Below are 14,098 nucleotides of genomic sequence, written 5' to 3'. Positions count from 1 at the left end.
ATTCTTAGACTCTTTATAAATTTTTTTTAAAGCAAACTAAAATTTACTATTAATTTTATATATTACAAATTTATAGCCTATAGTGCCTACCCTTTTGCATGATGAAAGTTTTAGCCTCGGAATTTATCTTAATAATGTTCTTCTTAGTTTCAACTGACAATAGTCTAGATACGTTCTCTGGAGTGAACTTAGTCAACGCTAACCTGAGATAGGTTAGATAAAACAGGAAAGGAAGGAAAATTAAGCCCAGTACCCAAGTCGTAGACGTTAAGGCATACACTATGACTATAGGCAGAAGAGACAAGAATGATACGTAATATAAGAAATCGAGCTCTTTTGCTCTTCTAAACATAACCTCTTCTCCGTTAATCTCTACTATGTAATATCCGTCATCTGAAAAAGCTATAGCTTTCTTTTGCACAACATTACCATTCTATCTAATCTTTAATTAATTTAACTTCACATTGATCAATCCTTTTCTTAAACATTACTAGTGTTTCTTAGATTTTTGATTTTTTCCTTTATATCCCTTTTAATCTCAAACAAGAACTATTTAATGATCTATCCTGAATATGAAGAGATGAGTGGAACTTTACACACGTTTTCCTGTATCTTCTGTGAGAACGATTAAGGCATGGTAGAGAAAAATGAACTTGAAGGGAGTTGCTTGCCCAACATCTCTCCCAGAGATGCAATTTCCAACCGTTAAGGAGAGTGCACTCATGATAGATCACGTGACTTCTGAAAAGGCTTTTTTATTCTATATTCTCCAAAGACTTCAATGATAAAGGAATCGATTTTCCTCTTCCTAGCAGTTGGAGTCGTCATGCCATATGTATTGTCTGGGACTGTAAACCATGATTACGTTGTGGTGGACATCAACTCCTTATGGAATGGGAAAAATGTTACGCTGAGTGGAAATTACACCGTAAAGGACGAAATAATAAACTATACTAGTCACTTGAAGCTGAACTCTTCTAACTACCCGTCATATTATTCAATGTGGTGTTCAGAGTTCAGCGGGGATCTTTATTCGCACCCAAACGTTAAGTTCACAGAATATAATGGATTCCCCGCACTGGAAGTAGTCAATGGGAGCAGTTTCTCGTACTTTGATCTACAGTACATGATACCGTTACAAGGGAAACTGCTTTACAGCCCACCTCAACAAGGTGTATCTCCATTGAACGAGTCTTTCTACATGAAAGAACTTCCACCTCTTATCGAAAATGGATATCACGGGGTTTACAATGAGTATGAAGGTAATTTAGTTCAAGGGTCTTCTAAATTCGGTAATTTTATTGCGGCATCTCCCGATGCTAAATTTAGCGTGGGTCAACAGAGAATTGGAAAGCAGAATTTCCTTGATATGAGCGTCTCAGATAAGGGATTTGCGGTGTTAATTCTTAACACTACTTCAAGCGTTAGACTTAGCGAGATATCCGAAGTTGAAATTAATGGGACACCTTACTACATTGCTGTTACGGGTAACTCAGTAAGTTACGTTGGGAACTCCTCTACAAGTTTTCCGTTCCAAGCTTTCTACCTTCCAAATTCAGGATTGTTGCTTATAGACTACCCATATCCTGGAAACATGACTGTAGTATTCTTCTCTCATTCTCAAGGAGTAGGTGTGTCAGTCTCTTCTAAACAGATAGGGAATTCACAGCCTCAACAGTTATACTTCGTTATAATACCTGTGGCGATAATTGTCGTTCTTCTGCTCATCTTATTCCTTAGGAGAAGGAAGACAAGGTCATAGTTTTTAGATCATTTCGGGTATCTCATACGGCGTCTTAGCTACCTTCACGTTAGCTCTTTTGAATGCCTCTATCTTACTTTGGAATGTACCCATTCCCATGTAAACCACTGCCCCAGCGTGTCCCATCCTCTTCTCCTTCGGCGCTGTCATTCCAGCCATGTAGGCTACCACTTTCTTCTTTATCTCTCCTCTGGCTATGGCTGATGCAAGCCTCTCCTCCATGATCCCTCCTATTTCACCTATGACTACTATGCTATCAGTCTGTGGGTCAGCCTCCATCTCTTTAGCTAAGTCAAGCATGCTGCTTCCGATTATAGGATCCCCGCCTATCCCAACAACCAATGACTGGCCCCTGTCTTTGAGTACCTCAGCTACTTCATATGTCAGAGTCCCAGACCTGGATATTATACCCACTCTTCCTTTCCTGAACGCCCTACTCGGCATTATCCCGATCATGGTCTCGTCTGGGGCAATGAGCCCCGGAGAGTTCGGCCCTATAACGGATGATCCCCTAGACTTAGCATACCTCACTGCCCTCAAGGTTTCTATGACGGGTATATGTTCCGTAATAGTCACGATCAACTTGATGTTGGAATCTGCGGCTTCTACAATGGCATCTGCAGCGTTAGACGCTGGTACGAAGATTATTGAGGCATCTATCTCGTGTTCCTTGACGGCTTCTTCCACAGTGTCGTATACTGGTATTCCTTCTACTTGGGTACCTCCCTTTCCTGGAGAAGTTCCTGCTGCTATCTTAGTGCTGTATGATTTCATTAGTCTGGTGTGGAACGACCCTTCCCTGCCAGTTATACCTTGAACTAGGACTTTAGTATCCTTGTTCACGAGCGTAGAGCATCACCTATCATTTTTGGTACATCGTGGTAGACCTTCACGTTGTTTTCCTCAAGAATTCTCTCCCCCTGTTCCTCGTTTGTTCCTGAGAGCCTGATATACACGGGCTTGTTTATCTCCTTTAAGGCGTCCACAACACCTAAAGCAACCTCATCGCACCTTGTAATTCCTCCATATATGTTTGCGATCACCTTCTTCACCTTGGGATTCCTCAACACCTTCAACATCGACTCCTTCACGTGGTTTCTGTCAGCTCCACCACCGACATCTAGGAAGTCGGCAGGAGATCCTCCCGCAATCTTCACCATGTCCATGGTTGCCATAGTGAGTCCTGCACCGTTACCTATTATGCCGATATCACCGTCAAGTTCCACGTACGCAGACGGTCTCTCAACGTGTATCCCTAAAGACTTGAGAGTCTCCCCTATCCTGATCAGTGAATTATCCTCTATGATTACCTTGGAGTCTAAGGCGATCAAACTTCCATCTTTCACAGCCAAGGGATTTATCTCTGCAAGTTCCACACCGTAGTTTAGTACGAGTTCGTACAACCCACGCATTACCATCATTACCTCCTCTGGGTTTGCCTTCATGAACTTTGAAACCTCTAGCGCGTCGAAGAACCTCACTCCTCTCTCCATGGAGACTACCCGGGTTCTGATGTCCCCTTCCTCCTCCACATTTATGCCGCCCTTTCCGATTGCAAACATCGGCTCCTGGGAGTCCCTGTCTACCATGCATGAAAGGTAGAATTCATATTCGTGGGGCACATACTCTTCAACCAGGAACTTCTCCACACCCTCTTCGCGCATCTGTTTTATGGCCTCTGAGGCGTCCTCAGTTATTCTCACGAGCCCTCTCTTACCTCTCCCTCCTTCAAGAAGCTGGGCCTTCACGACTACCTTCCCTTTAGGGAGGTCATTTGCCGGAGGCACCAAAAGGGAGTTGGGAGTCTTTATTCCCACTTTCCTGAATAGAATTTTTCCCTCATATTCGTAAAGCTTCATTATTATTGTTTAGTTTGCAAATCATTTTAAGTATACACTTCCCGCATTTAGGTTCCTTAAAGCACGAGGTTCTTCCAACCGTTACTAGACCTGAATGGAATAACTTGTATTTGAAGAGGTCCCTCTCAAGGTTTGACTCTATAGTTTCCCTCACTCTGCTCTTTGGTATCCTCATTGAGGTGACCCTACTCATTACCCTGCTACCGTACTCTGAGGGAGGAAACTGCGTTTCGTTGCCTACAAAGAGCAGAAGGGAGTAGTAAGTTTCGTCCCCTATTCCCTCAAGATCCCTCAGCCCGTACTTAACGAATTCCTTCAATGTGGGGTACTTCGACGCCTCAATAGCCAAAGCCCTCAGTCTCTTGGCTTTGGTCCTGCTGAAGTTAACCTTTCTTATGATGGAAAGGATCTCATCCTCGCTGAGAGAGGCGAGACTTCTAATGTTAGTGTAACCTCGTTGCCTCATGTTTTCTATCACTTCAGCCACGGTTTCCCACCTGGTCATCTGAACAAGTATTGACGAAATGATTATCTCTTCATAGCTTTCCAGTCCTCCCCACCATCTAGGGGACTCTGGATCTGATACGATCCAACCTTTCTCCGTGATCAATTGTCTGTTCTCAAGGAAAATGGAAAGCATTCTTTCAACGTAATATGAAATCGACGAGTTTTCCCGTCCCCGGCCCATATTGTTTAGGCTCCATGGGATTGGATAAAGCTTTGGTCAGTTCTCCCCCTTTCCAGGTTGAGGGATCGTCCAAGAACGTTGCGCCCAGGATCTTAGCGTAAAGTCTTGTATCTTCCTTAGTCGCAGCTTTAGTCCAGTCTGCATTGTAAACTATCACCGTGGGTTTCCTGTACATTACCACAGATTCCATGGCTGTCTTCCCTTGATGCGTAACTACAATTGATGCATTTGCTATTATTCTCTCCATGTCCGGATCGAATGAGAATACCTTGGACGCAGTCACGGTGGAAGGTTCAACCTGACCTGTCTGTACCACGAAGTCGAAGCCTTTAGTCTTGGAGACCTCTTTGAAAAGACGAGGGAAACCCATGGTACCTGCAGTTACTAGCACGTATCCTGAGTCCCTTGGAGAGTATCTGGGTTTCTCCACTATAGGACCGGTCACGTATGAGTTACGGTAAAGAGATCTCTGCTCTTCCCAGTGAACGAAGACTTTCTCCGAGAATCTGGATAGTAGAGACACCGCTTTTCCCTTAGTAACTATTCTGTCCTGACTCTCTATGGCGAAAACCCTTGAGCCCTTCAGTTTAGTGGTAAGTGCAACGAAGAGGGAATGATTACTACCTGTGGCTATCACGACGTCGTATTTCTCCAACGATAAGCTCTCGCTTATGGATTTAAGGGAGTTTCTCAGAAGAGCCCCCAGTCCGTCCTTAGGACCTCTTGCTTTGGTTACTTCGAAGATCCTCGACGCATATTCACTCAGGACTTCTATTGACCACTTGTCTCCCTTTGGGACTGCGAAATCTGCCTTAAAAGGAAGGTACTGAGCTACGGCACGGGCATAACCCGTGTGCCCTCCTCCGCTCGCTATTACTAGAATCTTCAACGAGTGTTTTTTAAACTTCTACATAAAATGCGTTATGGATATGTCAAACAACAATTACAAACCTCTCTGGCTTAAGGGAGGACTGCTTTACGCTAAGGCACTAAAAGATGCAGGTTATCATCCGGTAGAGGTAGGCTTGGGAGAGAGGGACTTCTACGTTGACGTCGAGAGCGAGACGTCAATAACCATGAATGAAGCTGATAAGCTTATAGAAAAGGTGAAGTCAGAAGGTAGTGTTGACGTCAAAGTTAATGCTGAAGTCTCCCCCTCAAACGAGACTCCCTCCCATTTCAAGATTTTAAACATCTCAGTCCATCACCCTGACCCCAGCAGGCAGCTGGTCAGAATAAGGGGTGTAGCTTTCTCCTCGGAGGAGCAGTTAAAGGACTATCTCTCTTGGCTAGAGAAGGTATCAGAGATCGACCACAGGATACTTGGAGAGAAGTTGGATCTCTTCAGTTTCCATGAGGAGTCTGGTCCAGGTCTTGTGTTATATCATCCTAATGGCCAAGTCATAAGGAACGAGCTGATGAACTTCATGAGGGAGGTCAACTCTTCAATGGGATACAACGAGGTATACACGACCCACGTTTACAGATCGGAGCTCTGGAAGATAAGTGGACATTACGAGCTGTACAAGGACAAAATGTTGATCTTCAACCACGAGGACGACGAACTCGGGATAAAGCCAATGAACTGCCCTGCACATATCCTCATCTACAAGAGTAGGTCCAGAAGTTACAAAGAACTTCCAATAAAGTTCTCTGAGTTCGGACACGTATATAGATGGGAAAATAAGGGCGAGCTATACGGTCTTTTGAGAGTCAGAGGTTTCGTTCAAGACGACGGCCACGTCTTCTTAATGGAGGACCAGCTGGAACAGGAAGTGAAGCTTCTTGTGTCTAAGACGTTAGAAGTCCTATCCATGTTCGGCTTCGGTAAGGACAGCGTGAAGATCTACTTGAGTACACGTCCTGACGAGAGCATTGGAACTGATAAGCAGTGGGAGAAGGCGACCTCTTCCCTCGAGAACGCCCTCAAATCGCTGAAACAGCCTTACGAAGTCAAGGAGAAAGAGGGGGCATTCTACGGTCCTAAACTCGACTTTGAGATAAAAGATAGCCTAGGCAGATCGTGGCAGTTATCGACTATACAGGTGGACTTCAACTTACCAGAGAGGTTCAAGTTAGAATACGTTGATCGTGACGGGGAGAAGAGGAGACCCGTAATGGTACATAGGGCGATCTTCGGATCCATAGACCGTTTCCTCGCTATCCTACTCGAGAACTTCAGGGGTAAAATGCCGACGTGGCTCTCTCCCGTACAAGTTAGGGTGATACCCATAACCTCAGAGGTTCAGGAATACGCAAGGAGGGTGATGCAGGAGTTCTCCAGTCAGGGGATAAGAGTTGATCTGGATGACTCCTCAGAGACCCTTTCAAAAAGGATAAAGGGATCTTACGACGATGGAGTCCCTTACATCGTAATAGTTGGGAAGAAGGAGGCGTCTGAATCTAAGGTCACCTTGAGGGGGAGAAACAACGTTGAAATTAGAGGAGTTCCTCTAGTTTCTGCAGTAAATGAGGTAAAAGGTGAGATAAGCAGAAGGGATGTGAACCAAACTGCCTTGGAGAGACTAAGATCATGATATACGGGGTGTACAAGAGCCCATTAGGTGATATAACCGTAGCTAAGGACGACAAAGGTTTAGTGATGCTCGACTTCTGTGACTGTTATGAGCCTTCTGCGCTCGATAATGAGAGTTTCAGCGATTTCTTTCACAAGCTAGATCTGTACTTTCAGGGTGAAAGGGTAGACCTTAGAGAACGGGTTAGCATCAGAGGAAACCACTTCAGGCTTTCAGTCTTCAAGGAAGTCATGAAGATACCGTGGGGAGAAGTCAGGACGTATAAGCAGATAGCTGATGAAATGTCGACATCACCTAGGGCTGTAGGTTCGTCGCTGTCGAAGAACAACATACTCCTTGTAATACCCTGTCACAGAGTGATTTCAGAGAAAGGGATAGGAGGCTATTCAAGAGGCGTTGAGCTCAAGAGGAAGTTGCTTGAATTAGAGGGAGTGAAGATCCCTTCTGAATAGAACATCCTTTTTTCTACTTTTTTTGACGAATCAGGACTAGTCTTATTATTTCAAGTTAAATTAGGAGAAAAAAGAAAGAAAAGGAAATGGAAAAACAACTTATATTAAAAACTCCTCTCGTTTTTGCTAAAAGTTATGTGCCTTATCATCACCTGACTTTTTAATTGATGATTTAAAGAATATTACACTCATTTTAAGTGCAATTTCTCTCATTTACTATCATGCTATACCATGTCTTGTTTTTCATTCATATGTTTGGTCTCATAGGGTGGGGTGGGCTTACCACAGGGGCTTATTACATGATGGCAATTGAGGGCGAGGCAACAGAGAAGATGTTGAAAGCATACAGGAAACTTGTAATAGTTGAGATAATTTCACTGTTTGCTCTCGCTATATCTGGAATTTTTATGTGGATCGAGTTAGGTATGCCAGATTGGGTGTACCCAGCCTTTGCACTGGCTCCCGTGCTAGCAGTAGGCGAATGGTACCATTATAAGATAGCGCATTCTACAGATTTTCTCAAGAAGATGAGATTTGTTTCTATTTTTTATACCATAATTGCTGTATTTCTTATATACGACATGGTGTTCAAACCTTAACATCTGGTAATACGACTAATTTTTAAAATATATATTAAATATGCTAATAGTTTTTAACTATAAGTTTGAGCATTTTAAAAGTATTCAACCTTTTATTTTTATACTTGTCAAACCTTAAAAGATAAGATTTATTTCAGGTCTGTATGAAACTTGACACCTTAAAGTGGGACGCTAATAGGAAGTTCCCTTGCCCTTTAAAGTCTGATGAAGTATGACTAGACGTCTTTCATTCACGTCATACAGCTAGATTTTATCCATGTCCATGTAATCGTCGCTATACTCGTCTTGGCTGGGTTCATCCTCCCTTCCTGGTCTTCTTGGCGATGATGCAGAAGGTTTCCTGTCTTTATTCATTTTATGAAAATCCTCTGCAAGAATTCCTAGAGCATATCCCAACCTTTGGTAAAGCAATGACGCTTCAGCTATAGTCAATTGGAAGCCCACTCTATTCCCTCCATCGTCTACCATCAATACAAGCCTCCCTTCATCTATATACCCCTTAGTGTTGGTAGTCGGTCTTACCAGCAAAAGTTCCATAGTCTTAGGCTGTTTCCCGTCTTTGGAAAAGTGAGGGATTCTAACTATTCTTTCCATATTCGATTTTTCCATTTGATTAGGTCTTCCTCGTACATTATAACTGTTGTCTTCCTGTCTATAGAATTACCATTGTTTATTTCTGCAAAGTATTATATAGATACGGGAGGTGGACTAACGTAAGCTTTTCCTCAAGACTAACTTCCCTAACTTGGAGTTCTTTCACGGATTTGAGTTTTTGGGCTTTCGCTTAGAGTTAAGGAGCTTATGACAACTCGATTTAAGTTAACGACTGTATAGTAAATACTGTAGCTCTATAAGATAAGGTGAGAGGAAAACCTACATGTCCTTATTTTTCCTTACTTTTTTTGTCCTTTTCTGCGGTCAAGCGAGTTCGAGAAGCTTTACAACACCTAGAGTAAAAAGAGTTTATCATGATGAGGCTTAAAGCCGTCTACGTTTATTTGTTTCTCCACCGATGAAATCAATAGAGTTCTACGATATACAAAATAAGCGAGATCTGGTAATACCGAGCCTAAAATTAAAATCAAAAATTATCTTTGTGATGAAAGAAAATAAATTATTTCAGATCGGTAGGTCTGAGTGTTATAGTACCGCTGTCTTCGTCGTAATGTAAAGAGAACTTAGTTCCGAATTTCTCCACCATCGATTTCGGTATGTAAAGGTTGAGCGGTAAAGTATAGTATTCGTATTCGTAGACCTTACCTCTGACTGTCTTCTTACCAACTAATCTCTTAGCTTCTACTTCTCTCTCTTTCATAAGATAGAAGTTTCATTCTCTCTTTTTAAAACTTTTCCACAACTCCCTTAAAAAGTGGACAACTACTTTAAGAATTAGTCAGCCACTTTAAACTTCTTGTTTAATTTATAGAATATTATCTCATTAATAAACGAATTAATATCTAGAACTAAGATATGGAGGAATGCCCTCCTCTCGTTTAAAGAGAAAATGAGGAATTGTACATCTCTGGAGAACATTATTCCCAGTGACGTACATTCCACTCCGAAACAGGACAGTCTACTAAGGAATGCATCCTTTCCGTTTATCAAACATTTAGTATCTTGTGATGTCCAGTCTACCAGTAACTTCACTTCAATATTGGGGAAAGAGAAACAGAACTCAGATATTTCATTGCTTACCTTAGGCTGAGACTCCCTAATCCCTAGGTCTATCTTTTTCACTTTGTTCACTATCTCCCTTATCTCCTCATTCTCTAATTCAAGGTCAAGATTTCTCACTCTTAAGCTTAGTTTTTCGTCCCATGACTTGATCGCAATGCTCAATTCATTCCATGTTAAATATCCCGTCTGTACTTTAAAATGGCTAGTTAGCGTTATTTTCCTCAAATTGAGTTTACACTGTGAATCCAGTTCATCTGTTAGCTAAGAAAGGGGAAGTGGCTGAAAGGGTATTAATGGCTGGAGACCCAGGCAGGGTAAAGTTACTTTCCAGCCTTCTTGAGGAAGCTAAACTAGTTAACGAGAACAGAGGATACTTGATATACACGGGGAAATACAGAGGGGTAGACGTGTCCATTGCCACTCATGGCATTGGAGGTCCTTCAATGGCTATAGTCTTGGAGGAACTCATTATGCTGGGCGGAAGGAAGTTCGTCAGGTACGGAACTGCTGGGTCTTTCCTAGCGGAAGTGAAGATAGGGGACTACGTAGTAGTCACAGGGGCGTCGTATAACCCTGGAGGACTTTTTTACCAGTATATGAGGGATAACTCGTCTGTAGCTTCGACCCCAGACTTTGAGATCACAAAGGAGCTTTTCTCCTCATTTTCATCATCTAAACTTCCTTTCCATGCGGGGAACGTGTTCAGTAGTGATGCGTTTTACGCGGAGGACGAGAGCTTCGTTTCTAGGTGGGCATCTAAGGGAAACATAGCCGTTGAGATGGAATGTGCGACACTGTTCTTCCTTTCAAAAATGAGGAAAGTTAGGAGCGGTGCAGTGGTTGTGATAAGCGATACTTTAACGGGAGAGTCTAAATGGATTAGCAAGGAAGAGCTTGAGGAGAGAGTTCAAAGAGGGGCTAAGGCTATACTAGATGTCTTGATTAAGGTCTAGCACTAATTAGATGACAATGAAGCTGATAAGAGACCCAGTTCACGGTTACATAGAACTGGACGAGCAAACCCTTCACGTAATCTCAAACCCTTTCTTTCAACGTCTAAGGCAAGTTACGCAAACCGGAGTTGCATACATGGTTTACCCGGGTATGACCCATAAGAGGTTTGAACACAGTCTGGGTACCATGTATCTGGCTAAGGAGTTCTGCTCTTTCCTTAGGAGGAATTCAGAGGTCGATTTCCTGACCCCAGAGATCACGTCCTTGATATCGATAGCCGGCTTACTTCATGATATAGGTCACATGCCATTTTCGCACACGTTCGAGAACGTTCTAAGCGTTCTCAGTAAAGTTTACGGAATTGACGTAGAAGAATACGGCAAGAAGACCCACGTAGTCATGGGGGAAAGGATAATTCAGGACGAACTCTCTCATATACTGGAGAGAGAGTTCTCATACGCCAGAGTAGACCCCGTGAAGTTTGTCGTCAACGTAATCTCCGGGAATCCACGTACAGAGGAGGAAAGACTTGGCTCCCTAATGATATCCAGTCTCCTTGATGCTGATAGGTCGGATTATCTACTAAGGGACTCGTACTTTGCTGGTGTAGACTATGGAAAGTTCGACATAGAACGCTTGAAGCGTGTCATGGTTTACGTAGATGGAAAGCTAGCTATAATGAAGAAAGCTACCCCTATAGTTGAGGAGTTCCTTTTGGCTAGGATGTACATGTATGAGAACGTATATTTCCACAGCGTAGTGGGGATGTATAACGCAATCCTCACTCACGGGATATCTAAGCTTGTGAGGGAAAACCGCATGGGCATACCTTCTTCTCCATCAGACCTATTGAAACTCAACGAGTTCAACATACTTTCTTCGCTTCAGCACGATGGAGGCGAGTTCTATCAAGGACTAATAGAGAGGAATGGGTTCAGGAGGATTAAAAAGGACATTTCTGAGTCGTGTTTGGAGAGCACTGGGATCAGAGACGAGCTGAGCAAGGAAACCCTAGAAACCAACGGACTCATCATGTTTCATGACTTCTTTGACGTCCCCTATGTAGAGGATGAAAAAGAAGCGATATTCATTTACGACGGAGATGATGTGGAAAGGTTTTCTACGGTCTCCAATGTGGCTAAAAGTATGAAGGAGTTGAGGAAGGCGATCGTGATTTATCACGAAAAAATGAAGGATAGAGTTTCTAAGTTCGAGAGAATTATCTCATCGTGTAAGTAGACATAACGAATGAGGAACTGATGTTTGTATGTGAAAGCGTTCTTGGGAATTCCGCAGCTTATCTAAACTTTCATAAGTAGAGCGGCCTAAAATTCCAAAAAATTCCTGTCTATGTCACATGATGCTAAGTTATTCTATCTAAAAGATCATAACACTGACATCGGTAAGGAAAAGACGATAAGCAAAGAAAGGAGGCATGCATTATCTAAACTGATACATGATTTCTCCAGCGAATCTGACCGCGTTAGAGTACTCCGTGAACACACCCTTCTTTATTTCCTTTTCCCCTTCTAGCACTGTTACACTATACAAGATCATCCCGTCCTTTCTGAATGTCTTAGACTTTCTTCTCGAGAATTTTATTGTATATACTCCAACGTTTACGCACTTGACTTGAGACACATAGTATCCCAACCTCATGATGAGTAGATCGTCCATCGTCAAACCCTCACGTCAACTACGACATGGTATGTCCCCGGCTTCACGCTTCTGACTACGCGGGCGAAATCACCTTTGAACTTCCGTAATGCCTCCTTCACAGGGTTCTCACCTTTATTCACCTTCACTTCTGCGAAAACATGTATGAAAGACTCTCCTCCACCTTTGACTCTCTGTTTGGCTACCTCAAATGCCTCCTCGTCCCTTTCAGGCAAGGGGCATATTATCCTGTCGGCTTTCTCGACCTCGTAGATTCGCTTAAACGCGTCTCCGAGGATTGGAAGAACCCCATAGGCTTTGTTAAGTTCCACGTTGACCATTGTATAGTAATAAGCATAAGGATTAATATCCATAGAGTACACCTTTCCAGCCCCGTGGATCTTAGACAGAATAGAGAAGGGCCCGTAGCCAGAGAACATGTTTATGACAGTTTCACCTCTTCTCACCAAGCTAGATATCCTCCTGTGTTCATAGGACAGAGTTTGGGAGAAGAAGACTTTCCTGAAGTCTAATAAGAACGTCGCTCCGTTCTCTCTGTATAGGGTCTCACTTCTCATCTCACCGCAGATGTGAACGTAATGTGAGAGTCTGAAATTTCCCTCAGTTCCCCTAGGTCTCCCCCATACTGCCCTAACCTTAGAGTTCTCCCTCATTACGTCCATCGCAAATGGCCTGACCTCTTCTGGAGACATGTTAAAGGGTATTCCTATTATGGCCACGTCTCCTACTATTTCAATTCTTTTCCATATCCCTGACAGTGCCCTCGAACTCATTAACCTTATCCCTTATTCTCTCTATTTCCTTGAGCCCGACGTTTATAGGAGCCCCTCCATCCAGTACAGCGTCTCCGTTCACTATTACTGTCTCTGGGTAGCCTATGGAAAATATCATGCTCTCATACGGTGTAAGGGAGTCTAAAGGAAAGGCTGGAGGTTCATTTAGTTCAAAAATTGAAATGTCACCTATGTACCCTACCTCTATCTTTCCGTATTTCTGTCTACCTAGCTGAGAGTAACCCCAGAGCGTGGCAGAGTTGAAGGCTTCCTCAGGAACCAGAAGGAGCCTCGTAACTGCTAGCTTCAGTTCGAAAAGTGGGTCGAACGAAGGAGTGAGATCCAAGGAAAGGCTTGGCTTGTACTTGCTTAGAGGGAAGTTGGATACCTCGAATGAAGGTGTCCAAGACAAGCTCCCTGAGTTTGCGAGCTTATTGAGGTCTTTCCTTGATCCTCCACCTAAGCCTATTACCTGTGTACCAGTTAAATCCGCGTTTGATAGGTCCACGTCTCTGTCCACCAAGACTTGGATGTGATAGTTCCGAGAGACATCTAAAACGTCTCGGACTGACTCTTGATCGCAGAGCCTAAGTATTACTCTATTCTCGTCTCCAGAACTCCATCTGTTATACAGGGTCGAGAATTCCTTTTCCCAATCGTTTTCTCCGTCTACAGTCACAGCTAGGACTGGACGTATTCCGACTTCTGATACTGCTCTCGCAGTCAAGTCCAGATGCGGACCAGAGAAGACTACTGTTCCTACCCCTCTCTTCAATAAGTGATAAGCCCCTGCCAAGGCGAAGTAGTATACGTCGTTTGAAGACATCAAGTCAATTACCTTCTGCGGGTTCAATTTCCCTGTAAACACTCTATACCTGAAGGGGTAAAGGTACAGGAAAGAGTTCATCACAACCATCGCTGGAGAGACAAGTCTGTTCTTTCCACCAACTTCCAGATCTGGATATTCGAATCCCTCCAACTCTTTCGTAGAAACACCTTTGATTATTCCATCCTCTATTCCGACGTTGGCGTTTCTCATCGGCTTATCAGAGCCGATTGTGACACCTGATTTCAGCAAGATCTGCATGCAACGTAATTAACCTAGGAATAATTAAGTGTT

17 protein-coding genes are annotated in these 14,098 nt (G+C 43.2%); 6 read left to right on the top strand and 11 right to left on the bottom strand.

Features of this window, described 5'->3' with window-relative positions; all coding sequences use genetic code 11:
- Nucleotides 1–70: 70 nt before the first annotated feature.
- Entirely contained in the window at nt 71–421 is a 351-nt protein-coding gene (locus IC007_RS12090; protein ID WP_054845839.1) for a hypothetical protein, read from the bottom strand.
- 360 nt (nt 422–781) lie between these two features.
- Here IC007_RS12090 and IC007_RS12085 point away from each other — a divergent pair, with 360 nt between their 5' ends.
- The gene (locus IC007_RS12085; protein ID WP_054845838.1) at nt 782–1,762 is read left to right on the top strand and encodes a hypothetical protein; all 981 of its coding nucleotides are present in this window, start codon (nt 782–784) and stop codon (nt 1,760–1,762) included.
- Between the two features lie 3 nt (nt 1,763–1,765).
- Here IC007_RS12085 and sucD read toward each other — a convergent pair whose 3' ends face one another.
- The 4 genes from sucD to IC007_RS12065 are packed head-to-tail and all read right to left on the bottom strand — an operon-like array spanning nt 1,766 to nt 5,198.
- Complete coding sequence (gene sucD, locus IC007_RS12080; protein WP_084739708.1) at nt 1,766–2,605, bottom strand: succinate--CoA ligase subunit alpha; 840 nt, start codon at nt 2,603–2,605, stop codon at nt 1,766–1,768.
- Entirely contained in the window at nt 2,602–3,621 is a 1,020-nt protein-coding gene (locus tag IC007_RS12075) for a succinate--CoA ligase subunit beta (protein WP_149528829.1), read from the bottom strand. Before IC007_RS12075 ends, sucD begins: the two co-directional genes overlap by 4 nt.
- The gene (locus IC007_RS12070) at nt 3,602–4,309 is read right to left on the bottom strand and encodes an endonuclease III domain-containing protein (RefSeq protein ID WP_232048932.1); all 708 of its coding nucleotides are present in this window, start codon (nt 4,307–4,309) and stop codon (nt 3,602–3,604) included. Before IC007_RS12070 ends, IC007_RS12075 begins: the two co-directional genes overlap by 20 nt.
- A complete protein-coding gene (locus IC007_RS12065; RefSeq protein WP_149528828.1) occupies nt 4,266–5,198 on the bottom strand; it encodes a UDP-N-acetylglucosamine--N-acetylmuramyl-(pentapeptide) pyrophosphoryl-undecaprenol N-acetylglucosamine transferase in 933 nt (310 codons plus the stop codon). Before IC007_RS12065 ends, IC007_RS12070 begins: the two co-directional genes overlap by 44 nt.
- 40 nt (nt 5,199–5,238) lie before the next feature.
- On the opposite strand from IC007_RS12065, the gene thrS reads away from it, so the two are divergent.
- From thrS to IC007_RS12050, 3 genes are all read left to right on the top strand, one after another.
- Complete coding sequence (gene thrS / locus IC007_RS12060; RefSeq protein WP_054845861.1) at nt 5,239–6,846, top strand: threonine--tRNA ligase; 1,608 nt, start codon at nt 5,239–5,241, stop codon at nt 6,844–6,846.
- Nucleotides 6,840–7,298, top strand: a complete 459-nt coding sequence (locus tag IC007_RS12055; RefSeq protein ID WP_149528827.1) for a methylated-DNA--[protein]-cysteine S-methyltransferase — start codon at nt 6,840–6,842, stop codon at nt 7,296–7,298. The genes thrS and IC007_RS12055 overlap by 7 nt, the downstream gene beginning before the upstream one ends.
- 251 nt (nt 7,299–7,549) lie before the next feature.
- A complete protein-coding gene (locus tag IC007_RS12050; protein WP_232048931.1) occupies nt 7,550–7,897 on the top strand; it encodes a hypothetical protein in 348 nt (115 codons plus the stop codon).
- Between the two features lie 243 nt (nt 7,898–8,140).
- Here IC007_RS12050 and IC007_RS12045 read toward each other — a convergent pair whose 3' ends face one another.
- From IC007_RS12045 to IC007_RS12035, 3 genes are all read right to left on the bottom strand, one after another.
- Nucleotides 8,141–8,506, bottom strand: coding sequence for a hypothetical protein (locus IC007_RS12045; protein WP_232048930.1), 366 nt, complete (start codon nt 8,504–8,506; stop codon nt 8,141–8,143).
- Nucleotides 8,507–9,011: 505 nt separating this feature from the next.
- The gene (locus IC007_RS12040; RefSeq protein ID WP_054845834.1) at nt 9,012–9,212 is read right to left on the bottom strand and encodes a hypothetical protein; all 201 of its coding nucleotides are present in this window, start codon (nt 9,210–9,212) and stop codon (nt 9,012–9,014) included.
- 74 nt (nt 9,213–9,286) lie between these two features.
- Nucleotides 9,287–9,736 (bottom strand): hypothetical protein, encoded by a 450-nt coding sequence (locus IC007_RS12035; RefSeq protein WP_054845833.1) that lies wholly within the window; start codon nt 9,734–9,736, stop codon nt 9,287–9,289.
- Nucleotides 9,737–9,813: 77 nt separating this feature from the next.
- Here IC007_RS12035 and IC007_RS12030 point away from each other — a divergent pair, with 77 nt between their 5' ends.
- Both IC007_RS12030 and IC007_RS12025 read left to right on the top strand, forming a co-directional pair.
- On the top strand, nt 9,814–10,527 hold the full coding sequence (locus tag IC007_RS12030; RefSeq protein ID WP_149528826.1) for a purine-nucleoside phosphorylase: 714 nt from the start codon (nt 9,814–9,816) through the stop codon (nt 10,525–10,527).
- Nucleotides 10,528–10,543: 16 nt separating this feature from the next.
- Nucleotides 10,544–11,767 (top strand): HD domain-containing protein, encoded by a 1,224-nt coding sequence (locus IC007_RS12025; protein ID WP_149528825.1) that lies wholly within the window; start codon nt 10,544–10,546, stop codon nt 11,765–11,767.
- 201 nt (nt 11,768–11,968) lie between these two features.
- On the opposite strand, the gene IC007_RS12020 is transcribed toward IC007_RS12025, so the two are convergent.
- The 3 genes from IC007_RS12020 to IC007_RS12010 are packed head-to-tail and all read right to left on the bottom strand — an operon-like array spanning nt 11,969 to nt 14,065.
- On the bottom strand, nt 11,969–12,205 hold the full coding sequence (locus IC007_RS12020; protein ID WP_054845832.1) for a hypothetical protein: 237 nt from the start codon (nt 12,203–12,205) through the stop codon (nt 11,969–11,971).
- Nucleotides 12,206–12,207: 2 nt separating this feature from the next.
- Complete coding sequence (locus IC007_RS12015) at nt 12,208–12,978, bottom strand: class I SAM-dependent methyltransferase (protein ID WP_054845831.1); 771 nt, start codon at nt 12,976–12,978, stop codon at nt 12,208–12,210.
- The gene (locus IC007_RS12010; RefSeq protein WP_149528824.1) at nt 12,938–14,065 is read right to left on the bottom strand and encodes an amidohydrolase family protein; all 1,128 of its coding nucleotides are present in this window, start codon (nt 14,063–14,065) and stop codon (nt 12,938–12,940) included. Before IC007_RS12010 ends, IC007_RS12015 begins: the two co-directional genes overlap by 41 nt.
- Nucleotides 14,066–14,098: the final 33 nt, after the last annotated feature.

The organism is Sulfuracidifex tepidarius, assembly GCF_008326425.1.
GTDB classification, from domain to species: domain Archaea; phylum Thermoproteota; class Thermoprotei_A; order Sulfolobales; family Sulfolobaceae; genus Sulfuracidifex; species Sulfuracidifex tepidarius.
The sequence above is the reverse complement of the archived record's forward strand: the minus strand, read 5'-3'. Positions and strand labels throughout refer to the sequence as shown.